The organism is Burkholderia plantarii, assembly GCF_001411805.1.
Taxonomy (GTDB): Bacteria; Pseudomonadota; Gammaproteobacteria; order Burkholderiales; family Burkholderiaceae; genus Burkholderia; species Burkholderia plantarii.
On the sequence record NZ_CP007212.1, the window covers coordinates 3,271,405 to 3,295,458 of the forward strand.

Genomic DNA, 24,054 nt, shown 5'->3' on the forward strand with positions numbered 1-24,054 from the left:
CATCGGCGGCTCGGGGCGCGGTTGCGGGCAACGTGGCCAACGGCTCGGCAACGCGCTTGGCGGATTCCGTCGCGCCGCCGCTTCCAGCGAGTCTGGCCCGCGCCGCGACATCGGCCCGAGCGGTGCCGACGGGCGATATGGCGAATGGTCCGGCCACGCAATCGGCGAATTTCGTGACGCCGATGTCTGCGGTGCGTACGCCCCATGCCGCATCGCCGGTTCAAACGGCGAATTCAAGCACCGCGGCCACGTCCCCGACGAATTCCGCACCGTCGGCGCCGCTCGCGAGCACATCCGGGATCGCAGCGACAGTTCAAGCACCAGGCGCGGCCAACGCAACCGCTCGTCCGGCGACGCTCGCGTCGAGCGGCGCCACGCCGGCCCAGACCTTCGCATACGAAACGGCGGTACCTTCAACGATCGCCACCGGCCCGACGAGCACCACGCGCTCGACGCCCGCGGCGGCCGCGACGCCGTCGACCGGCGCCATCGGCGCGAACGTGCCTGCTGCCTGGGCCACGCCTGCCGGCACGCCCGGCAGGACGGATTTCACCGTCTCGACAACCCTGCCGCCGGCGGCCGCTTCGGCCGGCACGACGGGTACGTTCCCGGCTGCCGCCGCGCCCGCGCCGGTTTCGCCGTCCCTTCCCGGCAGCTCGGCGTTTGCCTCCGCTGCACGGTCCGCAGCCCCGTCAGGCGCTGAAGCCGCGACCGCCATCGGCAGCAGGAATGCCGGCCTCTCGTCCCCGGCAAGTCCTGCCGGATCGGGTATCGATGCCCCTTCGGCAGCCCCGACGTTCGGCGTACCCGTCGCATCGACGGTCGCCTCGGCGGCGCAACCGGTGAACTCGCAGGTGCGGACCAACGCGCCGCCCACCGCCGCGCCCACCGCCACGGCAGCCCCGCCGGCGAGCGCCATTCCGCCCTGGGAAGCGATACCTGCCGCCGACGCCAAGCCCGTCATCCCGGCGACGCCGGCAAGCCACGCCGAACCGGCATGGAACGCGATGTCGCCGACGACATCGCCGACCCGACCGGCCGGCACGTCGACATCCGAACCCGCGCCAGCAAGCCTGCCGCCCGCCGCGCGCACGTCCACGCCGGCAGGCAGCAGCGCCATCGACGCAACAACCAACGCCACCCACGCATCCAGCCCTGCCGCAACGTCGTTCCCCGGCATGACCACGTTGACCGGCGCGCTGACCCCGGCGACGTTCCTGAGCGGCGCGGCCACGTCCGGTGCCGCGGCCGCGCAGACCCTGAGCACCCCGCTCGTCGCGACGCTCACGCCCGCGCCGACGGCCGGCTTCGTCACGTCGCCCGCAGCGCCCGCGAACCTCGCCTCGCCCGTCGCGGCCCCGCTCGCCACCGGCGCGCCCATGTCGGCGCACGCCCCCGCGTCCACCGGCACCGCGCCGGCAGCGCCCCCCGTCGAACCAGGCCTGCCGCCCACCTTCGCACCCGCGCCGGCCGCGCAGTCCGATCCAGCCACCGCCGCGCCGCCGCCCGCGCCCCAACCCGTCGCGCGCCCGCCCGCGCCGAACGCCTTCGAGTTCCGCGCCCCCGCCGCCTCGAACGTCGAACTGCCGCCGCTCGACCTGCTCGAACCGGCCTCCGACGACATCGAAACGATCTCCGAGGCCGATCTCGCCCAGACCGGCCAGGTGATCGAGCAGCGTCTGCAGGAGTTCAAGGTGCCGGTGACGGTGGTCGGCGCGTCGGCCGGCCCGGTGATCACGCGCTTCGAGATCGAGCCGGCGCTCGGCGTGCGGGGCAGCCAGATCGTCGGCCTCATGAAGGATCTCTCGCGCGGCCTCGGCCTGACCTCGATCCGCGTGGTCGAGACGATTCCCGGCAAGACCTGCATGGGCCTCGAACTGCCGAACGCGAAGCGCCAGATGATCCGCCTCTCCGAGATCCTCGCCTCGCGCCAGTACCAGCACTCGGCCTCGCAGCTGACGATCGCGATGGGCAAGGACATCGTCGGCAATCCGGTGGTCACCGATCTGGCCAAGGCCCCGCACATGCTGGTGGCCGGCACCACGGGCTCGGGCAAGTCGGTGGCGATCAACGCGATGATCGCCTCGCTGCTCTACAAGGCGACGCCCGAGGAAGTGCGCCTGATCATGATCGATCCGAAGATGCTGGAACTGTCCGTCTACGAAGGCATTCCGCATCTGCTCGCGCCCGTCGTCACCGACATGAAGCTCGCCGCGAACGCGCTGAACTGGTGTGTCGGCGAGATGGAGAAGCGCTACCGGCTGATGTCGGCCGTCGGCGTGCGCAACCTCGCGAGCTTCAACCAGAAGCTGCGCGACGCGGCGGCGAAGGAAAAGAAGATCGGCAACCCGTTCTCGCTCACGCCCGAGGATCCCGAACCGCTCTCGCCGCTGCCGCTGATCGTGGTGGTGATCGACGAACTGGCCGACCTGATGATGGTGGCCGGCAAGAAGATCGAAGAGCTGATCGCGCGGCTCGCGCAGAAGGCACGCGCGGCCGGCATCCACCTGATCCTCGCCACCCAGCGCCCGTCGGTGGACGTGATCACCGGCCTGATCAAGGCCAACATCCCGACCCGCGTGGCGTTCCAGGTGTCGTCGAAGATCGATTCGCGCACGATCCTCGACCAGATGGGCGCCGAGTCGCTGCTCGGCCAGGGCGACATGCTGTTCCTGCCGCCCGGCACCGGCTATCCGCAGCGCGTCCACGGCGCGTTCGTGGCCGACGAGGAAGTCCACCGCATCGTCGAATACCTGAAGCAGTTCGGCGAGCCGCAATACGAGGAAGGCATCCTCGACGGCCCGCAGCCGGACGGCAGCGGCCCGCAGGACCTGTTCGGCGACGCGCCCGACGCCGAGGCCGATCCGCTCTACGACGAAGCGGTGGCCTTCGTGGTGCGCACGCGGCGCGCGTCGATCTCGTCGGTGCAGCGCCAGCTGCGCATCGGCTACAACCGCGCCGCGCGGCTGGTCGAGCAGATGGAAACGGCCGGCCTCGTCTCGCCGATGGGCATCAACGGCAGCCGCGAAGTGCTCGCGCCGCCGCTGCCCGAATGAGGCCCGCGAGGTGAGGCTCGTGAAGCGGCCGGCACCGCTTCGCGAGCGCCCGGTCGAGGCACCGAAATTGCTGCACGCGCATCGTTTCATCGCCCCGCCGCGGGTGCCGTGAAAGCTCCCGGAAAGTTGCTGACGCAACCTTTTCCGCCGTCTTCACGATCGACAAAAAAGGCTGGCCACCGAAGTGGCCAGCCTTTTTTACTTCGGCGCGGCGCGAACGATCCGCCGCCGGCCGTCGCTCAGCATGCCGTCACGGCTGCACCGGCACCAGCTTGAAATCGACCGGCCGGCTCAGCGCGACCTTGCGCGCCTCGGGATCGAGCCGCCCGCTCGCCATGTCGCGGCGGAACACGTAGAAGCTGCCGCTGTCCTGGTTGCCGACGATCAGCCACTTGCCGGTCGGGTCGATCAGGAATTCGCGCGGCGTCTTGCCGAGCGTGGACTGGCGGCTCGCGAACCTGAGCCGGCCGTTCGCCGGGTCCACCGCATACGCGACGATCTCGTTGGCGTCGCCGCGATTGGTCACGTAGAGAAAGCGGCCGTCCGGCGACAGATGCAGCGCGCCGCCGCCCTCCTGGCCGTGGAAGCCCGGCGCGGCCATCGGCACGTTCTGCAGATGGGTCAGCTTGCCGTCGTGATAGCCGTACACGTCGACGCTGCCCTTCAGCTCGTTGGTCACGTAGGCGAAGCGGCCGCTGCGCGCGAACACCATGTGGCGCGGGCCTGTGCCGGGAGGCACCAGCGTGTAGCGCGAGTCGGTCGGGCTGATCAGGCCGCGGCTGCCGTCGGGCGTGTAGCGGTATTCGAAGATCTTGTCGGCGCCGAGATCCTGCACGAACAGGTAGCGCCCGTCGGGCGAGAACACCGTCGAGTGGACGTGCGCGCCGTCCTGGCGGCCCTTCACGGGCCCGCTGCCCTCGTGATGCACGTTCAGCACCGACTCGCCCACCTTGCCGTCGGCCTCGACCGGGAACACCGTGAAGCTGCCGCCCGGGTCGGCCGCGACCGAATAGTTGGCGGTGACGAGGTACTTGCCGTCCGGCGACAGGCTCAGATAGCACGGATCGTTCCCTTCCGACGAGACGCGATCGAGGAACGTCAGCGCGCCCGTCTTCGCATCGAAGCCGAACGCGCTCACGCCGCCGCGCTGGCTCGCGGGACCGTTGTCGCCGGGCAGCTCGTTGACGGCGTAGACGAAGCGGCCGTCGCGGCTCGGCAACAGGTACGACGGATTCACCGTCTTCGCCGAACTCACGGGGGCGACCTCACCGGTACGCGTATCGAACCGGTAGACGTAGATGCCGTCGCTGCCGGCGTCGGTATAGGTCCCGACCAGCAGATTGTAGACGGCATCGTTTGGCGCATTGGCGGTATCCTGCGCAAACGCGTGTCCGGCGGACAACGACAGCACCACGGCAAAACCCTTGATCCAGTGACCCAGCCTGAGCGAAGACATTGAGGTTGATCCTCTCGAGTTGGCGCGGCGTCGTTGCAGGAATATCAAGGCCGTTGGAACTTCCTTGCACCGGAACGCCTCAAGTGTTGTGATTGTTCAACGATTCGGGCGGCCCTGCCCGTATCGCCAGTGCGCAAGTATATGGGGCCTCGCGCGTCGCCGTCGACCGGCGGCGCGCGCGGCCCGGAAAGCCAATCGTCAGCCTCAGCGGAGAATTCCCCACCATGCCAGCCCTCATCGAAGACTACGCGCTCGTCGGAGACGGCCATACGGCCGCCCTCATCTCACGCGACGGCTCGGTCGACTGGCTCTGCTGGCCCCGCTTCGATTCGGGCGCCTGCTTCGCCGCGCTGGTCGGCACGCCCGATCACGGCCGCTGGCTGATCCGTCCCGCGGCCGACGCGAAGATCCTGTCGAGCACGCGCCGTTATCGCGGCGAGACGCTGATCCTCGAAACCGACTACGAATGCGAGACGGGCGCCGTCACCGTGATCGACTTCATGCCGCCCGGCAACGGCTGGTCGGAACTCGTGCGGATCGTGGTCGGCAAGCGCGGCCACGTACCGATGCAGATGGAACTGGTGCTGCGTTTCGACTACGGCTTCTCGATCCCGTGGGTCACGCGCCTGCCGCGCGAGGCGGGCATGAAGGCGATCGCCGGCCCCGACACGGTGGTGCTGCGCACGCCCGTCAAGCTGGCCGGCGAGAACCTGCGCACCGTCGCCGAGTTCACCGTGCATGCCGAGGAACGCGTGCCGTTCTCGCTCGGCTACGCGCCGTCGCACCTGCGCCCGCCGCCCGCGCGCGAGCCGCTGTCGATGCTCGCGCGCACCGAGAACCACTGGCTCGAATGGTCGTCGCGCTGTCCGGTCCAGGGCCGCTACGCGGCCGCCGTGCGCCGCTCGCTGATCACGCTGAAGGCGCTCGCCTACGAACCGACCGGCGGCATCGTGGCCGCGCCCACCACCTCGCTGCCCGAGCAGCTGGGCGGCACGCGCAACTGGGACTACCGCTACTGCTGGCTGCGCGACGCCACCATCACGCTGCTCGCGCTGATGCGCGCCGGCTACTACGACGAGGCGCGCGCGTGGCGCGCCTGGCTCGGCCGCGTGATGGCGGGCTCGCCCGAGCAGATCCAGATCATGTACGGCATCGCCGGCGAGCGGCGCCTGCCCGAGATGGAGCTTGGCTGGCTGCCCGGCTACCAGAACTCGAAGCCGGTACGGATCGGCAACAACGCGGCCGACCAGCTCCAGCTCGACGTGTTCGGCGAGGTGATGTCGGCACTGCACCTGGCGCGCGTGGGCGGCCTGCAGGCCGACGACACGGTCTGGTCGGTGCAGTGCACGCTGCTCACCCACCTCGAGAAAATCTGGCGCGAACCCGACGAAGGGATCTGGGAGACGCGCGGCGGCCGCAAGCACTTCACGTTCTCGAAGATCATGGCCTGGGTCGCGTTCGATCGCGCGATCAAGTCGGCCGAGCAGTTCCGGCTGTCCGCACCGCTCGATCACTGGCGCGAGCTGCGCGACGTGATCCATGCCGACGTCTGCGAGAACGCCTGGAACGAGCGCAAGCAGGCGTTCACGCAGAGCTACGGCAGCGACGAACTCGACGCGAGCGTGCTGATGCTGCCGATGGTGGGCTTCCTGCCGCCGTCGGACCCGCGCGTGGCGACCACCGTCGAGGCGATCGAGCGCGAGTTGCTGCACGGCGGCTTCGTGATGCGCTATCGCACCACCGACTTCGACGACGGCCTGCCGCCCGGCGAGGGCACGTTCCTCGCCTGCAGCTTCTGGCTCGTCGACAACTACGCGCTGCTCGGCCGGATCGACGACGCGCACCGGCTGTTCCGCCGGCTGCTCTCGCTCGCCAACGATCTCGGCCTGCTCGCCGAGGAATACGATCCGGTCGAGGGGCGACTGGTCGGCAATTTCCCGCAGGCGTTCTCGCACGTCGCGCTCGTGCATACGGCGATGAACCTGATGCACCACGAGGAGGAAATGGCGCAGGCGGCCGGCCAGCCGATCGCGATGGAAACCGACGGCCGCTGAGCCGCGCGGCCGGGGTGAACGGCCGGCGTCCGCGAGCCGGGCGCCGGCCGAGCCGGGCCGCCGGGACCTGGCCCGGGCTCCCCTGGCGCACGCTCGCCGGCCCACGGTTTCACGACGCCGGCGTGTCGTCCCGACGATTCGCGAAAGCACGGAAAATCAGGTGATCTCCGGGAAAATGCTGCATTGCGGCAAAGCCGGGAACCCGCTATGATCGACGCGACTGGCCGGCCGCCCAGCGCGATCCGGCCCCGGACCCACAACGCGCCGCGGCATCGAGCGCCGCTCCCGCGTCGTCCTCCCCTCGGGAGCCTTCATGCTCTATCAAATGCACGAATTCCAGCGCGCGCTGCTGAGCCCGCTGACCGCCTGGGCACAGGCCGCCTCCAAGTCGTTCGCGAATCCTTCCAGCCCGCTTTCGCTGATGCCGGGCGCGACGCGCTGGGCCGCCGCCTACGAACTGCTGTACCGGCTCGGCAAGGATTACGAAAAGCCCGAATTCAACCTGCACCAGATCGAGAAGGACGGCCATCACATTCCGATCGTCGAGCAGACCGTGATCGAGAAGCCGTTCTGCCGCCTGCTGCGCTTCAAGCGCTTCGCCGACGATTCGGTGGCGGTCGGCCAGCTCAAGGAGGAGCCGGTGGTGCTGGTCTGCGCGCCCCTGTCGGGTCACCACTCGACGCTGCTGCGCGATACGGTGCGCACGCTGCTGCAGGACCACAAGGTCTATATCACCGACTGGATCGACGCGCGCATGGTGCCGGTCGAGACCGGCCCGTTCCATCTCGACGACTACGTCGACTACATCCAGGAATTCATCCGCCACATCGGCGCACGCAACCTGCACGTGATCTCGGTGTGCCAGCCGACGGTGCCGGTGCTCGCGGCGATCTCGCTGATGGCGAGCCGCGGCGAACCCACGCCGCTGACGATGACGATGATGGGCGGCCCGATCGACGCGCGCAGGAGCCCGACCTCGGTCAACTCGCTCGCCACCAACCATTCGCTCGCGTGGTTCGAGAACAACGTGATCCACACGGTACCGGCCAACTATCCGGGCGAGGGCCGCCACGTCTATCCGGGCTTCCTGCAGCACACCGGCTTCGTCGCGATGAATCCGGAACGCCACGCGCAATCGCACTGGGATTTCTACCAGAGCCTGCTGCGCGGCGACGAGGACGACGCCGAGGCGCACCGCCGCTTCTACGACGAATACAACGCCGTGCTCGACATGGCCGCCGAGTATTACCTCGACACGATCCGCATCGTGTTCCAGGAGTTCGGCCTCGCCGAGGGCACCTGGCAGGTGCGCGGCGAACGCGTGAATCCGGCCGACATCGGCGAGACAGCGCTGATGACGATCGAGGGCGAACTCGACGACATCTCGGGCAGCGGCCAGACCCACGCCGCGCAGGCGCTCTGCACCGGCATTCCGGCCGAGCACCGCCGCAACCTGACCGCCGAGAAGTGCGGCCACTACGGGATCTTCTCGGGCCGGCGCTGGCGCACCATCATCTATCCGCAGCTGCGCGAGTTCATCCGCGAGCATCAGCCCGTGACGAAGACCCCGGCCGGCTCGCCGCCCGTCGCGCCCGGCAGCGACGACGCCGAACCGGTGACGCCGGCCGCCGCCGCGCCGGCCACGGCCGGTGCGAGCCCGCACGGCACGGCATCGAGCGCGGCACGCAACGCGGCGCCCAAGCGCGGCACGCCGGCCGCGCGTCGCGCGTCTCAAGTGAGCGCGAAATCGGCGGCGAAGTCGGCCGTGGCCAAGCCCGCCGCCAAGCAGGCCGCGCCGAAGGCCGCCTCGCCGCGCGCCCGCAAGCCGGCCTGACGCGGGCGCTAGCCCGCCATCGCCAGCGCGGCAGCGAAACGCCGCCGCGCATTGTTCACCATCACGCGCCGCCCGGCCTCGAGAGCCGCGCGGCGCGTGGTGTTTGACAGGCAGGCAAAGCCGGCGAGCGGAACGGCGCGCCGGCGGGGCGCCGTCAGCGGCGCAGCAGGTAGGCGAGCAGGATGTCGGTGTTCATCCGCACGATCGCGTTGCGTTCGTCCTCGGTGCTGAAATCGCGGCCGAGCATCGCGGCGAGCGTGTAGCGGTTCGACACGATGTAGTAGCCGAGCCCGGACAGCGTCACGTAGAAACGCAGCGGATCGACGTCGGAGCGAAACAGCCCGGCGCTCTGCCCGCGTGCGAGCACGTTGCCGAGCGTCTGCACGAGCGGCGAGATCATCTCGCGGATGCGCGGCGACTTCAGCATGTAGCGCGCCTCGTGCAGGTTCTCGTTGTTGACGAGCCGCAGCAGCTCCGGATGATCCCTGTAGTAATCCCAAATGAAATGCGCCAGACGCGTGACGGCATCCACCGGCGGCACGCCGTCGAAATCGAGCACGCGCTCGGCTTCGTTGAGGGCGGAAAACGCGTGTTCGAGCACGGCGGTAAACAACTGCTCCTTGCTACCGAAGTAGTAATAGAGCATGCGTTCATTGGTTTCGGCGCGCCGGGCGATCTGGTCGACGCGGGCACCGAATAGGCCCCCGCTCGCAAACTCCTCGGCGGCGGCCAGCAGGATACGGCGCCGCGTTCCTTCGGGATCTCTTTTGATTTTCGGCTGAGTCATGAGTTGGGCTCGCGTGGATCCTGTCGGCTCGTGCCGGCAATGCCTCGTCGTCTCCGGCACCGGCGCGGGCAAGGCCGGATAGGCGTCGCGCCCTGCTGCGGTCGAGCAGAAAATGCGCCTTGATTATGCGCATAGCCGCTGCCGAGCGCAAGGTAGGAAATCGGCGATAATTGCGCCTTGACGAACGATTCGGGCCGCGCCGAACCCCACCCGCCCGGCGCGCGCCACCCCACGCAGTCACCGTGACCGACACCAGAAAACTCGCGGATCGCATCGAAGATCTGCTGCCTCAGACGCAATGCACGAAGTGCGGCTACGACGGCTGTCGTCCGTATGCCGAGGCGATCGCCGCCGGCAGCGCCGGCTACAACCAGTGCCCGCCCGGCGGCCATCAGGGCATCGAACGCCTCGCCGCGCTGCTCGGCAAGCCCGTGATCCCGCTCGCCGTCGAGCACGGCGAGGAACACCCGCGCCTGCTCGCCGTGATCGACGAACAGCTCTGCATCGGCTGCACGCTCTGCATGCAGGCCTGCCCGGTGGACGCGATCGTCGGTGCGCCGAAGCAGATGCATACGGTGGTGGCCGCGCTCTGCACCGGCTGCGATCTCTGCGTGCCGCCGTGCCCGGTCGACTGCATCGCGCTGATTCCGGTCACGGGCGAGCGCACCGGCTGGGATGCCTGGAGCCAGCAGCAGGCCGACGACGCGCGCGCGCGCCACGACCGGCGCCTCGCGCGCCAGCGCCGCGAGCGCGAAGCGGCCGAGGCGCGTGCCGCGGCCCGGCGCGCGGCCAGCGCGACGAGTACGGCCGGTGCCGCCGGCGCGGACGCCGCGAACAGCGCGCCCGCCGACGATCCCGAAGCGAAGAAACGCGCGATCATCGCGGCCGCGCTCGAGCGAGCGCGCAAGAAGAAGGAAGAACTGGCCGCACTCGGCAACGCGCCGAAGAACACCGAGAACGTGAGCCCGGCCGTGCAGGCGCAGATCGACGCCGCCGAAGCACGCCGCCGGCGCATCGAACAGGAACGTCGCGCGGCCGACGCCGCGCCCGACGTCGATCATCCCGACGGCACGCCGCCCGCCTCCGAGCCTCGCGACGCATGAACCCGAAGAAACGCCACGCGATCTACGAAACGCTGCGGAGCCTGAACCCGCATCCGACCACGGAACTCGAGTACTCGACGCCGTTCGAGTTGCTGATCGCGGTGATGCTGTCGGCGCAGGCCACCGACGTGTCGGTCAACAAGGCGATGCGCCGGATGTTCCCGGTGGCGAACACGCCCGCGCAGGTACTCGCGCTCGGCGAGGAGGGCGTCACCGACTACATCAAGACGATCGGCCTGTATCGCACCAAGGCGAAGAACGTCGTCGCGACCTGCCGGATTCTGCTCGACCAGTACGGCGGCGAGGTGCCGGCCGATCGCGAGGCGCTCGAAGGCCTGCCCGGGGTGGGGCGCAAGACCGCCAACGTGGTGTTGAACACGGCGTTCGGCCACCCGACCATCGCCGTCGATACGCATATCTTCCGCGTCGCGAACCGCACCGGGCTCGCGCCCGGCAAGGACGTGCGCGCCGTCGAGGCGGCGCTCGAGAAATTCACGCCGGCCGAGTTCCGCCAGGACGCGCACCACTGGCTGATCCTGCACGGCCGCTACGTCTGCAAGGCGCGCCGCCCCGAGTGCTGGCACTGCGCGATCGAGCCGCTCTGCGAATTCAAACCGAAGACGCCGCCGCCGCTCGAATAGGCGCGCGCCAGCCGTGATCCGTCGAGTCACCGGGCCGGCTTCGGCTGGCGACCGATCCCGCGGTTCCATCCCGAAGTTCCATCAATTCGGATTCCGATCGATCCGCACTGCGTCTCGCGCGCGGTGTCGGACACCGCGCGTGCTGCAATGCAGTGAAGACGCGATGCGTCGCGCCGATCCGTCGATACCGACGCTCCCGTTCGGCCGCCCGCGCGGAACGGCCGGTGGCACCCGGCGAGCGCCGCGCATCCGCGCCACGTCAGCCCGCTTCGCCCGAATCGCGCGCGAACCCGGCGGCCGGTGCCGGCCGCGCCTCCGGGCGGCACGCCGGCGGCCCCTCGCGGCGCGCCGGCAGCCCCCGGCAAGCCGGCGTAGAATGGCCGTTTCGCGCGGCATGCCGCGGCGCACCAGAGTCCCCCATCATGTTCAATCCGAGCCGCGACGAAGTCCGTCGCTTCTTCACCGACGCCCGCCGCAAGCAGCGCAAGGGCGAGATCCTCACGCCGCTGGAAGCGATCGCCGCCGACTGGATCGTCGAGCATCCTGAATACCACGCGGAACTCGACGACGACGAAAGCGCCGGCACGCGCGAATATCCGCCCGAAAGCGGCCGCACCAATCCGTTCCTGCACCTGTCGATGCATCTCGCGATCAGCGAGCAACTGTCGATCGACCAGCCGCCCGGCATCCGCGCCGCCCACGAGCGGCTCGCCGCGCGCCTGCCGTCGGCGCACGACGCGCAGCACGCAATCATGGAATGCCTCGGCGAAACGATCTGGGAAGCGCAGCGCACCAACACGCCGCCCGACACCGACGCCTACCTGCAGCGCATCCTGCGCCGCGCCTCGCGCGACTGACGCGGCCCTCCACGCGGCCCTCGCGTGCGCCGCGCCGCCCCGGGCGATCACGAAATCATCGGGCAGTCACGAACTCAGGCGCACGCACGCGCGCCCCATCCCGGCCGCGCCAAAAAAATGCCCCGCCAGGCGGGGCATCGCGCCGATCATCGCCAGGCCGGCGGCCGGCCGGCGCCGCGCGTCGTCATTTCTTGAACACCAGGCTGCCCGGCAGCGTCTCCAGATAGGCGGCGATGTCCTTCATGTCGTTGACCGACAGGCTCTGCACCTGCGCGCGCATGATCGCGTTGTTGCGGCCGAGCATCGGGTTGTCGAGCCCCATCTGGTACTGGCGCATCGCCCAGACCAGGTAGTCGGCGTGCTGCCCCGCGAGGCGCGGATATTCGGCATTGATCGGGTTGTCGAAGGTGGCGCCGTGGCAGGCGGCGCAGTTGTGCGACTCGACGAGTTGCTTGCCCTTGGCCGCGTCGGCCGCGTGCGCGGTGCCCGCCGCGAAACAGGCGGCCAGCGCGAGCGCCGCCGCGGTGCGGAATGCCGGTTGAAGCGTGTTCATGAGGGCTCCTGTCCTGCTGAGCAAAGGCCAGCGCAGGCGTCACTTGTAGGGATTGGTCTTCGAATCGGGCTTGCGGGACGCGTAGTACGCGGCGAGGTCCGCGATGTCCTGGTCGCTGAGCGACGCCGCGATCGCGTTCATCGACGCGAAATGGCGGTCCTTCTTCCGGTACGCCTTCAGCGCGTTTTCCAGGTATTGCTGATTCTGTCCGCCGATCAGCGGCACCCGGTACACCTCCGGATACGCCGTGCGGTAGTCTTCGATGCCATGACAGCCGATGCACATCGCAGCCTTGCTGGCCCCGTTTTCCGGGTTGCCCACCACCCCAGCCGCCTGCGAGGTGGCCGACAGCGCCATGAGCGCCGCGGCCACGACCTGTTTGCCGACGAATTTGTTCATAGCTTGTACCTAGCTTGAGGGGAAAACCTGTCGCCCGGTAAGGCAACGGACCGCGTCATTTTGCTTATAGGTGAGACACGCGGGCCGAAAGTCGGCCGATTGTACCGCGCTGCCGACGACGCAGTCCACCCGTGCCGACCGCACCCTCAAGCCCGCCGTCGACAGGCCGCGAGGCCCCGGCCCGACAGCGCCGCAACGATAGCAAGCGACGCGCCGACGCAACAGCGCTTCTGACTTATACTGGGATTTTTCGCCCGGAAATCCGCCGCCATGCGCTTCGAAGGCTCCTCGCAATACGTCGCCACCGACGACCTGAAGCTCGCCGTCAACGCCGCGCTGACGCTGCAGCGGCCACTGCTCGTCAAGGGCGAGCCCGGCACCGGCAAGACGATGCTGGCCGAGGAAGTGGCCGCCGCGCTCGGCATGCCGCTGCTGCAATGGCACGTGAAATCCACCACCAAGGCGCAGCAGGGGCTCTACGAGTACGACGCGGTCTCGCGGCTGCGCGATTCGCAGCTTGGCGACGAACGTGTCAAGGAGATCGGCAACTACATCGTGCGCGGCGTGCTGTGGCAGGCATTCACGGCCGACGAGCCGTGCGTGCTGCTGATCGACGAGATCGACAAGGCCGACATCGAATTCCCGAACGACCTGCTGCGCGAGCTCGACCGCATGGAGTTCCATGTCTACGAGACACGCGAACTGGTGCGCGCGAAGCACCGGCCGCTCGTCATCATCACCTCGAACAACGAGAAGGAGCTGCCCGACGCGTTCCTGCGCCGCTGCTTCTTCCACTACATCCAGTTCCCCGAGCCGGCCACGATGCAGCGCATCATCGAGGTCCACTATCCCGGCATCAAGCAGGCGCTGGTGCGCACCGCGCTCGAGAGCTTCTTCGAACTGCGCGCCGTCTCGGGGCTCAAGAAGAAACCTTCGACCTCCGAACTGCTCGACTGGCTCAAGCTGCTGCTCGCCGAGGACATCCCGCCCGAGGCGCTGCGCTCGACCGACCACAAGCTGGCGGTGCCGCCGCTGGCCGGCGCGCTGCTGAAGAACGAGCAGGACCTGAGCCTGTTCGAGCGGCTCGTGCAGATGAACCGCCACAACCGCTGACCGGCCGCCGCGCCCGAGGAGAGCCCGCCATGTCCCGCCGCGCTTTCGTGACACTCGCCCAGGCCGTGTACGCACCGGCCGGGACGCGCGCCGCGAGGCCGGCCGGCGGCACCCTCCCCACCAGCGGCGGCAGGCCCGACGCCCGGAGGCCGCGATGCTGATCGACTTCTTCTATTCGCTGCGCGCGGCGAAGCTGCCGGTCTCGGTGAAGGAATACCTGACGCTGCTCGACGCGCTGCGCCGCGACGTGATCCCGCCGTCGATCGACGCGTTCTACTATCTCGCGCGCATGACGCTGGTGAAGGACGAGCAGTATTTCGACCGCTTCGACCAGGCCTTCGGCGCCTATTTCAAGGGCGTCGCGTCGCTGCCGGCCGAGGCGTTCGACCTGCCGGCCGACTGGCTCGAACAGAAGATGCGGCGCGAGCTGACGCCCGAGGAGAAGGCGCAGATCGAGGCGCTCGGCGGCCTCGACAAGCTGATGGAGCGGCTGCGCGAGCTGTTCGACGAGCAGCAGGAACGCCACGAAGGCGGCAACAAGTGGATCGGCACCGGCGGCACCTCGCCGTTCGGGCACGGCGGCTATCACCCGGAAGGCATCCGCATGGGCGGCCCGTCGGCCGGCAACCGCACCGCGCTGAAGGTGTGGGAGGCGCGCGCCTATCGCGACTACGACGATTCGGTCGAACTCGGCACCCGCAACATCAAGGTCGCGCTGCGCCGGCTGCGCCGCTTCGCGCGCGAGGGCGCGGCCGACGAGCTGGACCTGCCCGGCACGATCCGCAGCACCGCCGCGAACGCCGGCTGGCTCGACCTGCGGATGGTGCCCGAGCGGCACAACAACGTGAAGGTGCTGATGCTGCTCGACGTGGGCGGCTCGATGGACGATCACATTGCCCGCACCGAGGAACTGTTCTCGGCGGCGAAGGCCGAGTTCAAGCATCTCGAGTTCTACTATTTCCACAACTGCGTCTACGACTTCCTCTGGAAGCACAACCGCCGCCGCCACGCGGAACGCACCCCCACCTGGGACATCCTTCACAAGTTCACGCCCGACACCAAGCTGATCTTCGTCGGCGACGCCACCATGAGTCCCTACGAGGTGGTGCAGCCGGGCGGCTCGGTCGAGTACAACAACCCCGAGGCCGGCGCGGTGTGGCTGCGCCGCCTCGCCGACCAGTTCCCGCATCACGCCTGGCTCAATCCCGAGCCCGAACGGCTCTGGGAATACCGGCAGTCGATCGCGATCATCCGCGACCTGCTCGGCACGCGGATGTACCCGCTCACGCTCGCCGGACTGGAAGCCGCGATGCGCCAGTTGAGCAAATAGCGGCGTCGTTCCCTTTTTCTCCGGACAGCCTGACGCCTTTTTCGCGTTTCCGCCTTTTTCCGCTCTTCCGTTTTTCCACGCCGGCGTGCATTCTGCTACGTTCGCCGCGGCGCCCGATCCGTTGTTGCCGCCCCGCCTCTCCGGAGTTCTCGCCACATGAATTCGTCCCACGCGCCAGGCACGCCGCCCGCCGCTTCCCCTTCGCGTTTCTTCGCGGATACCTCGGTGTCCGCGCTCGTCGCCGGCTTCGTCGCGATGATGACGGGCTACACCAGCGCGCTCGTGCTGATGTTCCAGGCCGGCCGCGCCGCGCACCTGAGCGACGCGCAGATCTCGTCGTGGATCTGGGCGCTGTCGATCAGCATGGGCCTGACCACGGTCGGCCTGTCGCTGCGCTACCGCGCGCCGATCGTCACCGCGTGGTCGACGCCGGGCGCCGCGCTGCTGATCGCCTCGCTGCCGGGCGTGCCGTACCCCTACGCGATCGGCGCGTTCGTGGTCTGCGCGCTGCTGCTGACGGCGGTGGGCGTGAGCGGCGTGTTCGATGCGCTGATGAAGCGGATTCCGGCCGGCATCGCCTCGGCCCTGCTGGCCGGCATCCTGTTCGAGATCGGCATCGAGATCTTCCACGCCGCGCAGATCCAGCCCGCGCTCGTCATCACGATGTTCTTCACCTATCTGATGATCAAGCGCTTCGTGCCGCGCTACGCGATCGTCACCACGCTCGCCGCGGGCACGGCCGTTGCGGGTTCGCTCGACCTGCTCGACTTCAGCCGCTTCCACGTCGCGCTCGCGCATCCCGTGCTGACCCTGCCGGCCTTCTCGGTTGCCTCGATCATCAGCATCGGGATTCCGCTGTTCATCGTCGCGATGGCGTCGCAGAACGTGCCCGGCATCGCCGTGCTGCGCGCCGACGGCTATCGCACGCCGTCCTCGCCGCTGATCTCCACCACCGGCATCGCCTCGCTCGTGTTCGCGCCGTTCGGCTCGCACGGCATCAATCTCGCGGCGATCACGGCGGCCATCTGCACCGGCCCCGAGGCGCACGCCGACCACGGCCGCCGCTACACCGCGGCGATCTGGTGCGGGCTGTTCTACCTGATCGCGGGCGTGTTCGGCGCGACCATCGCCGCGCTGTTCGACGCGCTGCCGAAGGCGCTGGTGGTGTCGGTGGCCGCGCTCGCGCTGTTCGGCTCGATCATGAGCGGCCTCGCCAACGCGATGCAGGAGGTCCGGCAGCGCGAGGCGGCACTCGTCACGTTCATGGTGACGGCCTCGGGGCTCACGCTGCTGTCGATCGGCTCGGCGTTCTGGGGGCTCGTGGCCGGCATCGCCACGCAGGTCATTCTGAACGCGCGGCGCGCCTGACGGCGCCAGCCCCCTCTCGCCCGGGACATCGCGAATCGCAGCGGCGCGTCACGGACGCGCCGGCGAATCGGGCCTAGAATAGGGGTTTACGGCAGCCGGGCCCACCCGGTCCGGCCGGCCCGCTTCGCCGCCGCGCGCCCCGCCGCGCGGCCCTTCGTCGAACCCGGCGCGCTGCGCCCATCCCACGACTCGCCATGACTACCGCACTCGACCAGCTGAAGCAGTACACGACCGTCGTCGCCGATACCGGCGATTTCCAGCAGCTCGCGCAATACCAGCCGCAGGACGCGACCACCAATCCTTCGCTGATTCTGAAGGCGGTCCAGAAGGACGCCTACAAGCCGCTCCTCGAAAAGACCGTGCGCGACCACGCGGGCGAAACCACCGGCGTGATCATCGACCGCTTGCTGGTGGCGTTCGGCACCGAGATCCTCAAGCTGATCCCGGGCCGCGTCTCGACCGAGGTGGACGCGCGCCTGTCGTTCGACGCGCAGGCCTCGATCGACAAGGGCCGCGAGCTGATCCGTCTCTACGAAGCCGCCGGCATCGGCCGCGAGCGCGTGCTGATCAAGCTCGCCTCGACCTGGGAAGGCGTGCGCGCCGCCGAGGTGCTGCAGAAGGAAGGCATCAAGTGCAACATGACGCTGCTGTTCTCGCTGGTGCAGGCCGCCGCCTGCGCCGAAGCGGGCGCGCAGCTGATCTCGCCGTTCGTCGGCCGCATCTACGACTGGTACAAGAAGCAGGCCGGCGCCGACTGGGACGAGGCGAAGAACGGCGGCGCGAACGATCCGGGCGTGCAGTCGGTGCGCCGCATCTACGCCTACTACAAGAAGTTCGGCTACAAGACGGAGGTGATGGGCGCGAGCTTCCGCACCACCGGCCAGATCACCGAACTCGCCGGCTGCGACCTGCTGACGATCAGCCCCGACCTGCTGCAGAAACTGCACGAGAGCAGCGAGAAGGTCGAGCGCAAGCTGTCGGCCGACCACGCCGGCGACGCGCCGGCCGATCGCGTGGCGATCGACGAATCGTCGTTCCGCTTCCAGCTCAACGACGACGCGATGGCCACCGAGAAGCTGGCCGAAGGCATCCGCGCGTTCGCCGCCGACGCGGTGAAGCTCGAGGGCCTGATCGAAGCGCTGCGCTGATCGAAGCGCGGCGCGGGCGGTGTTCGACCGCCCGCGCCGCGCGCCCGCCCCGCCTGAAGACGGCCGCCTCGCGCGGCCGTCTTCACGTCCGCGCCGCGTTCGACGCACTACAATCGTCGAGGCGGCGCCATGCCGCGATCCGGTCTCATCAGTATGACGAATGATGTTTTCAGGAGACGACGATGCAAGTTCAACCGTATCTGTTCTTCGGCGGACGCTGCGACGAGGCGATCGCGTTCTATCGCGACACGCTCGGCGCGCAGGTCCAGCTGCTGATGCGCTACCGCGACGCGCCGCCGAACCCCGACATGCCGGTCGACGCGGCCGCGGCCGACAAGGTGATGCACGCGAGCCTGCGCATCGGCGAATCGATGCTGATGTGCTCGGACGGCGATGTCCGGCAGGCCGCGCCGCAGGTCCACGACGGTTATTCGCTGTCGCTGAATCCCGCCACGCTCGACGAGGGGCGCCGCCGGTTCGACGCGCTCGCGGCCGGTGGCACGATCGTCATGCCGTTCGGCCCGACGTTCTGGGCGCTCGGTTTCGGCATGCTGCGCGACCGTTTCGGCGTCCACTGGATGATCAACGTCGAGGACCCGGCCGCGCGCCCCGTCGCATGAAAAAACGGGCCGCGGCATCGTTGCTGCGGCCCGCTTTCCACGCTTCGTGAACGCGCCGTCCTCTCCACGCGCGCCGTCCGAATGGTTGCGTGAACAACGATCCAGGCTGCGTGACGACACGCGCGAGATCGCTCAGATCGTGAACGTATTCCGATCGCCGCCGGCCGACGCGCGCAGCGCGTCCACCCACTTGTGCGCGGGCAGCTTCAGTTGGGCGCCGATCTGGTTCGCGCGCGCCTCGAGCTGCGCATACGGCACCGACAGCGCGGGGCCGGAGAACGCGAGCGCGATCCGGTTGCCGTCGTGGACTTCCGGCAGCGCGATCACGCGCTGGTCGAACGCCGTGTTCAGATGCTTCATGTTGCGCACGAAGCTCGGGTGATCGCCGAACAGGTTGATCGTCGCGATGCCGGCCTCGGTCAGGCAGGCGCGCGCCGCGCGATAGAACGCGACGGTGTCGAGCACCGGGCCGCGCGCGGTCGCGTCGTAGAGATCGATCTGCAGCGCGCCGATGGTGCCGCGGTTGGCCGCGTCGTTGACGAAATCCCAGGCGTCGGCCTCATGCACGCTCAGCCGCTCGTCGTCGGGCGGCATCGCGAACATCGTGCGCGCCGCCACGATCACGGCCGGATTCAGCTCGACGGCCTCGACCCGCGCGCGCGGCAGAAAGGCGTGCGCGAACTTGGTCAGCGCGCCGGTGCCGAGCCCGAGCTGGACGACGCGTTCGGGCGTTTCGAGGAACAGCAGCCACGCCATCATCTGCTGCGCGTATTCGAGTTCGATCGCGAGCGGCTTCGACAGCCGCATCGCGCCCTGCACCCACTCGGTGCCGAAATGCAGGTAGCGCACGCCCTGCTCCTCGGAGAACGTGACGGGTGCGAAGCGCGGCTTGCGCGGCGCCTCGATGACCGGCGCGTCGCTGAGGTCGTCGTGGTTCGCGCGCGACTTCAGGCGCGGATTGGCACGGGCGCCGGCACGCTGCTGGGCGCGCTCGGCGCGGGCTTCGGGCCGCGCATCGTCGCGGCGAAACGCGCGCGCCTCGGCGGACGCGCGCTTGATCAGTCGGGTCATCTGGTATTTCGCGCTGGGCGGCGCGACTCGGTGAAAAACGGCGGGAACGAGAGCATAGCATCGCTGGGCGAGGCAACCGGCTTCCGGTGTGACGGTCACGATCATCACGGCCGTCTTGCAGGCCATCGTCGGCCTGATTAAAGATTCACAAGCCGCCACCGACATTGCCGAAGGGATGCGAAACCGGATTGCTCCGGGCCGCCTTCCCTGCCGTACCGGAATCGAACAATCACAAGAAAAATCCGCTATGTCCAGCGTTATCCGCGCAGTCGGCCCGGGGGTGGCCGCCGCGCTGTTGAGCGCCTGCTCGATGCTCGCCCCGCCCTATGCACCCGCCGTCGACAACATCCAATCGCTGAAGAACGTCGCGCACGCCAACGCGAAAGTCGGCACGTTCGAATCACGTCCCGACGTCCGCAATCCGTATCCCGTTCCGCTACGCGCCGATGCCATGCGGTCGCCGGTCGGCAATTCGTTCGGCGACTACCTGGCCGACGCAATGACGCGGGAACTGCAGTTGGCCGGCAAGCTTGCCGCGCAGAGCGATGTCGAGATCAAGGCCACGCTGCTGGAAAACGACATTGACGTCGGCATGGCAACCGGCGCCGCGCGCCTGTCGGCACGCTTCGTCGTGCTGCGGGCCGGCGAGGTGCGTTTCGACAAGGTCAAGAGCGCGCACACGCAGTGGGATTCGACCTTCATGGGGGCGATCGCGATCCCCAAGGCGCGCGAGGAATATCCGCTCGCGGTGCAGAAGCTGCTGGGCGAACTGTACGCCGACCCGAGCTTTCTCGAAGCCATCCAATAACGTTACCAACCACAACGAGAGGAACCTGACGCAATGACATTGATTCGCACGATCGCCGCCGCCGGCGTGGTGGCAGCCCTGTCAGGCTGCGCGCATGAAATTTCGCTGACCGGCGACACGAACAAGATTCCCGCCGTATCGACGCCGCCGCTCGAAAAGACGATCGGCCTCGTCATCACCGACGAGCAACTGGCGAGCGAGGCGGTCACGCCCGGCGGCGGTGGCGACAAGGTGAGCTATCACCCGTACCACGACCTCGAACTGCCGATCTACATCGGCCTCGGCCACGTGTTCAAGAACGTCGCCAAGCTCAAGAGCGTTCCGGACGCAGCGACGATCCAGGCCAAGCATCTCGACTACGTGCTCACGCCGACCATCAAGACCACCTCGTCGTCGCCGAGCATCGTCACCTGGCCGCCCACCGATTTCTCGGTCACGCTCGCCTGCACCGTCACCGACCCGAACGGCCAGACGGTACTCACCGAAGACGTGACGGGCACCGGCCACGCGGAGTTCAGCGAGTTCAAGCGCAACTTCGGGCTGTCCGGGCAACTGGCGACGGCCGATGCGGTCACCAAGCTGCAGGCGGCGCTGGCCAAGGCGCCCGAACTGCAGAAATAAGGAAGCGGAGCTGCCGGCCGGCTGCGCGATGCCAGGCGCGTCACACGCCGGCGCCGAGGCCCGGGCCGTTCAGCGGCCCGTGCGCGGCGCTCGACGCTCAATCCGCCGGCAGCAGCTCCCGCCAGGCAAGCAGCTTGTCCGCGTAGGGAACCGCCGCATAGGCCGGGCTGCTCGACGGCAGCCGCAGCAGCCGATAGCGCGCGCCGCGCTCGCCCAGCGCGCGCGTGCCGAGCTTCGCGGCCGTGCCGCCGTTGAACGCGATGGTGGTCAGGTTCGGCAGGGTGTCGACGAGCGCGACCAGATCGTTGCTGGCGTGATCGCGAATCCGGCTGTCGAGGCTGCCGATCCGCGTGGCCTCGGCCACCACGTCCCACAGGCCGACGCGGTGCCGCAGCAGCGTGTCGAGCCGGCTCGCGTAGTCGAGCGCGGCCAGTTCGATGCCGAGCACGTCGCCGAGCAGGCGCCAGAAACGGTTCTGCGGATGCGCGTAATACTGGCTTTGCGCCAGCGAGACCTCGCCCGGCAGGCTGCCGAGGATCAGCACGCGCGTGTGGGCATCGACCACCGGCGCAAAGCTGCGCTTGAGCGTCACGGCCGGACGTCCCGCCGATGCGATCGCAGGTCGTGCGTGCCGCGCGCGCCGGCAGGCTCGTTGTCGCTACCCATCACATGCCGCCACAAGCCCGGCAGCATGCATTCGGTGACCATCAATGGCGCCCGATGCCGCTCGAACACCGAGCGCCGCGCGACGAACGCATGCGGCGGCGTTTCACCGGCGGGCAGCGCGCGCGCCGCGAGCGCATGCAGCGGATGCCCGGCGATCACGCGCCGGCTCACGAGCGCCGAGCGCCCGACCTGCGGGTCGCTGTAGAGCAGCTCGGCGAGCGGCCGCGTGCGCAGCCGCCGGATCGCCTGCCAGACGCCGCGGCTCGCGCCGAGCGGCGTCAGGCTGTGCGCGGCCACGCAAGGCTCGCCGTCGACGCTGAGCACCACCTCGCGTACCCAGCACGCGGTGCGCGAGGCGCCGCCCAGCGCGGCCGGCTCGTCGGCCCACGGCGCGGCCACCGTCTCGCGCGTCACGGCCACGCTGACCTTGCCGAGCGTGGCGAGATGCGCGGTCAGCGAGCCGCCGCGCGTGAGCCAGTCCTTCTGCGCGGCCGCGAGGCCGGGGCGCGGGGTGGCGCACCAGCTCGCGTCGGCCGCGCCGAATTGCAGGCGCGGCACGCGTGTCACGCGCCGCGCGCGAGCAGCAGCGAGTTGGTGCGCTTGACGAACGCGGCAGGGTCCTCCAGCGCGCCGCCTTCGGCGAGCAGCGCCTGGTCGAGCAGCAGGTGGCACCAGTCGGCGAAGTCGGCGCCGTCGGTGTCCAGCTGCTTGATCAGCGCGTGGTCGGGGTTGATCTCGAGGATCGGCTGCATCGACGGCGCCTGCTGGCCGGCCGCCTTCAGCATGCGCTGCAGGTAGCCGCTCATGTCGTTATCGTCGGCCACCAGGCAGGACGGCGAGTCGGTCAGGCGGAACGTCACGCGCACGTCCTTCACCTTGTCGCCGAGCGTTTCCTTGATCTTCTCGACCACCGGCTTCATCGCCTCGCCGGTTTCCTCCTGCGCCTTCTTTTCCTCGTCGCCGATCGCGCCGAGGTCGAGGTCGCCGCGCGCCACGCTCGCCAGCGGCTTGCCGTCGAACTCGTTCAGGTACGAGAGCAGCCACTCGTCGACGCGGTCGGTCAGCAGCAGCACTTCCACGCCCTTCTTGCGGAACACTTCCAGGTGCGGGCTGTGGGTCGCGGCCAGCCACGTGTCGGCCGTCACGTAGTAGATCTTCGACTGCTCGGGCTTCATGCGCGCGACGTAGTCGGCCAGCGACACGTTCTGCTCGGCGGTCTCGCCGTGCGTCGAGGCGAAGCGCAGCAGCTTGGCCACGCGCTCGCGGTTCGCGTGGTCCTCGCCGACGCCTTCCTTCAGCACCTGGCCGAACTCGGTCCAGAACGTCTTGTACTTCTCCTTGCCGGCATCGTCCTCGGCGTTGGCCAGCTCCTCGAGCATCGACAGCACGCGCTTGGTCACGCCGTCGCGAATCGTGCGCACGTCGCGGCTTTCCTGCAGGATTTCACGCGAGACGTTGAGCGGCAGGTCGGCCGAATCGACGATCCCCTTCACGAAGCGCAGGTACTGCGGCAGCAGCTGCTCGGCGTCGTCCATGATGAACACGCGCTTCACGTACAGCTTCAGGCCGCCGCGATAGTCGCGGTTCCACAGATCGAACGGCGCGTGCGCGGGCAGGTACAGCAGCTGCGTGTACTCGCTGCGGCCCTCGACGCGGTTGTGGGTCCAGGCGAGCGGGTCCTGATGGTCGTGCGCGACGTGCTGGTAGAACTGCTTGTACTGCTCCTCGCTGACGTCCTGCTTCGAACGGGTCCAGAGCGCGCTCGCCTGGTTGATGGTCTCGTCCTCGTCCTTCTCGACCATCTCGCCCTTTTCCTGGTCCCACTCTTCCTGCTTCATCAGGATCGGCAGGCCGACGTGGTCCGAGTACTTGCGGATGATCGACTTCAACTGGTGCGACGAGAGCAGGTCGTCCTCGCCCTCGCGCAGATGCAGCGTGATGGTGGTGCCGCGCTGCGCGCGCTCGATCGCGTCGACCGTGAAGTCGCCCTCGCCCGCGCTTTCCCAGCGCACGCCTTCGCTGGCAGGGGTGCCGGCGCGGCGCGTCTCGACCGTGATGCGGTCGGCGACGATGAAGCCCGAGTAGAAGCCCACGCCGAACTGGCCGATCAGCGCGGCGTCGCGCTGCTGGTCGCCCGAGAGCTTCGAGAAGAATTCCTTGGTGCCCGAGCGCGCGATCGTGCCGAGGTTCGCGATCGCCTCGTCGCGGCTCATGCCGATGCCGTTGTCGTCGATCGTGATGGTGCGCGCGGCCTTGTCGAAGCCGATGCGGATCCGCAGGTTCGGATCGTTCTCGTAGAGCGCGCCGTTCTCGAGCGCCTCGAAACGGAGCTTGTCGGCTGCGTCGGACGCGTTCGACACCAGTTCGCGAAGGAAGATTTCCTTGTTGCTGTACAGCGAATGGATCATCAGATGGAGGAGTTGCTTGACCTCCGCCTGGAAGCTCATCGTTTCATGTGCCATGGGCGTATTCCCGTTGCTGGATGGGTTGAATGGATGTCCGGTGGCGCCGCGCGGCCCCGCGCGCGAGGCGCGGTGCGCGGGGCCGGATCGGGCGCCGAATCCGTCTT

The 24,054-nt window shown here is 68.8% G+C and carries 21 protein-coding genes and 1 pseudogene; 13 read left to right on the forward strand and 9 right to left on the reverse strand.

From position 1 onward, the window contains the following. Positions 1-313: 313 nt before the first annotated feature. The gene (locus bpln_RS38400) at positions 314-1,045 is read right to left on the reverse strand and encodes a hypothetical protein (RefSeq protein ID WP_420807340.1); all 732 of its coding nucleotides are present in this window, start codon (positions 1,043-1,045) and stop codon (positions 314-316) included. On the opposite strand from bpln_RS38400, the pseudogene bpln_RS38405 reads away from it, so the two are divergent. Continuing rightward, a pseudogene (locus bpln_RS38405) lies at positions 1,017-3,056 on the forward strand (DNA translocase FtsK); the annotation flags it as partial. The gene bpln_RS38400 and the pseudogene bpln_RS38405 overlap by 29 nt on opposite strands. 250 nt (positions 3,057-3,306) lie before the next feature. Here the strand turns inward: bpln_RS38405 and bpln_RS13985 are convergent. Beyond that, positions 3,307-4,512 carry a lactonase family protein gene (locus bpln_RS13985; protein WP_055139087.1) on the reverse strand — a complete coding sequence of 402 codons (1,206 nt, stop codon included), beginning with the start codon at positions 4,510-4,512 and terminating at the stop codon, positions 3,307-3,309. 224 nt (positions 4,513-4,736) lie between these two features. On the opposite strand from bpln_RS13985, the gene bpln_RS13990 reads away from it, so the two are divergent. After that, a complete protein-coding gene (locus bpln_RS13990; RefSeq protein WP_055139088.1) occupies positions 4,737-6,566 on the forward strand; it encodes a glycoside hydrolase family 15 protein in 1,830 nt (609 codons plus the stop codon). Between the two features lie 313 nt (positions 6,567-6,879). Then, the gene (locus bpln_RS13995) at positions 6,880-8,400 is read left to right on the forward strand and encodes a polyhydroxyalkanoate depolymerase (RefSeq protein WP_055139089.1); all 1,521 of its coding nucleotides are present in this window, start codon (positions 6,880-6,882) and stop codon (positions 8,398-8,400) included. 154 nt (positions 8,401-8,554) lie between these two features. Here bpln_RS13995 and bpln_RS14000 read toward each other — a convergent pair whose 3' ends face one another. Further along, complete coding sequence (locus tag bpln_RS14000; protein ID WP_042625669.1) at positions 8,555-9,187, reverse strand: TetR/AcrR family transcriptional regulator; 633 nt, start codon at positions 9,185-9,187, stop codon at positions 8,555-8,557. A 242-nt stretch (positions 9,188-9,429) separates the two neighbouring features. On the opposite strand from bpln_RS14000, the gene rsxB reads away from it, so the two are divergent. The 3 genes from rsxB (at position 9,430) to bpln_RS14015 (ending at position 11,788) form a co-directional block, all read left to right on the forward strand. Next, positions 9,430-10,290, forward strand: a complete 861-nt coding sequence (rsxB, locus tag bpln_RS14005) for an electron transport complex subunit RsxB (RefSeq protein ID WP_055139090.1) — start codon at positions 9,430-9,432, stop codon at positions 10,288-10,290. Continuing rightward, positions 10,287-10,931 (forward strand): endonuclease III, encoded by a 645-nt coding sequence (nth, locus tag bpln_RS14010; RefSeq protein WP_055139091.1) that lies wholly within the window; start codon positions 10,287-10,289, stop codon positions 10,929-10,931. The genes rsxB and nth overlap by 4 nt, the downstream gene beginning before the upstream one ends. Positions 10,932-11,353: 422 nt before the next feature. Next, the gene (locus tag bpln_RS14015; RefSeq protein ID WP_055139092.1) at positions 11,354-11,788 is read left to right on the forward strand and encodes a DUF1841 family protein; all 435 of its coding nucleotides are present in this window, start codon (positions 11,354-11,356) and stop codon (positions 11,786-11,788) included. 184 nt (positions 11,789-11,972) lie between these two features. Here the strand turns inward: bpln_RS14015 and bpln_RS14020 are convergent, their stop codons facing one another. Both bpln_RS14020 and bpln_RS14025 read right to left on the reverse strand, forming a co-directional pair. Beyond that, positions 11,973-12,341: a c-type cytochrome gene (locus bpln_RS14020; protein ID WP_042625673.1), complete on the reverse strand. Its 369-nt coding sequence runs from the start codon at positions 12,339-12,341 to the stop codon at positions 11,973-11,975. Between the two features lie 39 nt (positions 12,342-12,380). Continuing rightward, a complete protein-coding gene (locus tag bpln_RS14025; protein ID WP_042625674.1) occupies positions 12,381-12,740 on the reverse strand; it encodes a c-type cytochrome in 360 nt (119 codons plus the stop codon). 270 nt (positions 12,741-13,010) lie between these two features. Between bpln_RS14025 and bpln_RS14030 the strand changes: the two genes are divergently transcribed. The 5 genes from bpln_RS14030 to bpln_RS14050 all read left to right on the forward strand — a co-directional run bounded on the left by bpln_RS14030 (position 13,011) and on the right by bpln_RS14050 (position 18,319). Beyond that, positions 13,011-13,853, forward strand: coding sequence for an AAA family ATPase (locus tag bpln_RS14030; RefSeq protein ID WP_042625675.1), 843 nt, complete (start codon positions 13,011-13,013; stop codon positions 13,851-13,853). Positions 13,854-14,007: 154 nt separating this feature from the next. Continuing rightward, positions 14,008-15,183 carry a vWA domain-containing protein gene (locus bpln_RS14035; protein ID WP_042625676.1) on the forward strand — a complete coding sequence of 392 codons (1,176 nt, stop codon included), beginning with the start codon at positions 14,008-14,010 and terminating at the stop codon, positions 15,181-15,183. A gap of 156 nt (positions 15,184-15,339) precedes the next feature. Beyond that, positions 15,340-16,551 (forward strand): benzoate/H(+) symporter BenE family transporter, encoded by a 1,212-nt coding sequence (locus tag bpln_RS14040; protein WP_055139093.1) that lies wholly within the window; start codon positions 15,340-15,342, stop codon positions 16,549-16,551. A gap of 194 nt (positions 16,552-16,745) precedes the next feature. Then, positions 16,746-17,699, forward strand: a complete 954-nt coding sequence (tal, locus tag bpln_RS14045) for a transaldolase (protein WP_055139094.1) — start codon at positions 16,746-16,748, stop codon at positions 17,697-17,699. Between the two features lie 182 nt (positions 17,700-17,881). Further along, positions 17,882-18,319 carry a VOC family protein gene (locus bpln_RS14050; protein ID WP_055139095.1) on the forward strand — a complete coding sequence of 146 codons (438 nt, stop codon included), beginning with the start codon at positions 17,882-17,884 and terminating at the stop codon, positions 18,317-18,319. Between the two features lie 132 nt (positions 18,320-18,451). Here the strand turns inward: bpln_RS14050 and bpln_RS14055 are convergent, their stop codons facing one another. After that, the gene (locus bpln_RS14055; RefSeq protein ID WP_055139096.1) at positions 18,452-19,390 is read right to left on the reverse strand and encodes a class I SAM-dependent methyltransferase; all 939 of its coding nucleotides are present in this window, start codon (positions 19,388-19,390) and stop codon (positions 18,452-18,454) included. Positions 19,391-19,478: 88 nt separating this feature from the next. On the opposite strand from bpln_RS14055, the gene bpln_RS14060 reads away from it, so the two are divergent. Next, positions 19,479-20,198, forward strand: coding sequence for a hypothetical protein (locus bpln_RS14060; protein WP_244131959.1), 720 nt, complete (start codon positions 19,479-19,481; stop codon positions 20,196-20,198). Between the two features lie 33 nt (positions 20,199-20,231). Further along, positions 20,232-20,819: a hypothetical protein gene (locus bpln_RS14065; protein ID WP_055139098.1), complete on the forward strand. Its 588-nt coding sequence runs from the start codon at positions 20,232-20,234 to the stop codon at positions 20,817-20,819. Positions 20,820-20,916: 97 nt separating this feature from the next. Here the strand turns inward: bpln_RS14065 and bpln_RS14070 are convergent, their stop codons facing one another. Genes bpln_RS14070 through htpG form a run of 3 tightly spaced genes read right to left on the reverse strand, consistent with a single transcriptional unit; the run spans position 20,917 to position 23,947 of the window. Next, positions 20,917-21,411: a DNA-deoxyinosine glycosylase gene (locus bpln_RS14070; protein WP_055139099.1), complete on the reverse strand. Its 495-nt coding sequence runs from the start codon at positions 21,409-21,411 to the stop codon at positions 20,917-20,919. Further along, the gene (locus bpln_RS14075; RefSeq protein ID WP_420807361.1) at positions 21,408-22,034 is read right to left on the reverse strand and encodes a chorismate--pyruvate lyase family protein; all 627 of its coding nucleotides are present in this window, start codon (positions 22,032-22,034) and stop codon (positions 21,408-21,410) included. Before bpln_RS14075 ends, bpln_RS14070 begins: the two co-directional genes overlap by 4 nt. Before the next feature lie 14 nt (positions 22,035-22,048). Then, positions 22,049-23,947: a molecular chaperone HtpG gene (gene htpG / locus bpln_RS14080; protein ID WP_055139100.1), complete on the reverse strand. Its 1,899-nt coding sequence runs from the start codon at positions 23,945-23,947 to the stop codon at positions 22,049-22,051. Between the last annotated feature and the right edge of the window lie 107 nt (positions 23,948-24,054).

Coding starts and splice junctions, on each gene's coding strand:
- nth (WP_055139091.1), top strand. CDS start 10,287: ATGAACCCGAAGAAACGCCACGCGATCTACGAAACGCTGCGGAGCCTG.
- bpln_RS14000 (WP_042625669.1), bottom strand. CDS start 9,187: ATGACTCAGCCGAAAATCAAAAGAGATCCCGAAGGAACGCGGCGCCGT.
- bpln_RS14040 (WP_055139093.1), top strand. CDS start 15,340: ATGAATTCGTCCCACGCGCCAGGCACGCCGCCCGCCGCTTCCCCTTCG.
- bpln_RS14020 (WP_042625673.1), bottom strand. CDS start 12,341: ATGAACACGCTTCAACCGGCATTCCGCACCGCGGCGGCGCTCGCGCTG.
- bpln_RS14025 (WP_042625674.1), bottom strand. CDS start 12,740: ATGAACAAATTCGTCGGCAAACAGGTCGTGGCCGCGGCGCTCATGGCG.
- bpln_RS14015 (WP_055139092.1), top strand. CDS start 11,354: ATGTTCAATCCGAGCCGCGACGAAGTCCGTCGCTTCTTCACCGACGCC.
- bpln_RS14065 (WP_055139098.1), top strand. CDS start 20,232: ATGACATTGATTCGCACGATCGCCGCCGCCGGCGTGGTGGCAGCCCTG.
- tal (WP_055139094.1), top strand. CDS start 16,746: ATGACTACCGCACTCGACCAGCTGAAGCAGTACACGACCGTCGTCGCC.
- bpln_RS14035 (WP_042625676.1), top strand. CDS start 14,008: ATGCTGATCGACTTCTTCTATTCGCTGCGCGCGGCGAAGCTGCCGGTC.
- bpln_RS13995 (WP_055139089.1), top strand. CDS start 6,880: ATGCTCTATCAAATGCACGAATTCCAGCGCGCGCTGCTGAGCCCGCTG.
- bpln_RS13985 (WP_055139087.1), bottom strand. CDS start 4,512: ATGTCTTCGCTCAGGCTGGGTCACTGGATCAAGGGTTTTGCCGTGGTG.
- bpln_RS14055 (WP_055139096.1), bottom strand. CDS start 19,390: ATGACCCGACTGATCAAGCGCGCGTCCGCCGAGGCGCGCGCGTTTCGC.
- bpln_RS13990 (WP_055139088.1), top strand. CDS start 4,737: ATGCCAGCCCTCATCGAAGACTACGCGCTCGTCGGAGACGGCCATACG.
- bpln_RS14050 (WP_055139095.1), top strand. CDS start 17,882: ATGCAAGTTCAACCGTATCTGTTCTTCGGCGGACGCTGCGACGAGGCG.
- bpln_RS14030 (WP_042625675.1), top strand. CDS start 13,011: ATGCGCTTCGAAGGCTCCTCGCAATACGTCGCCACCGACGACCTGAAG.
- htpG (WP_055139100.1), bottom strand. CDS start 23,947: ATGGCACATGAAACGATGAGCTTCCAGGCGGAGGTCAAGCAACTCCTC.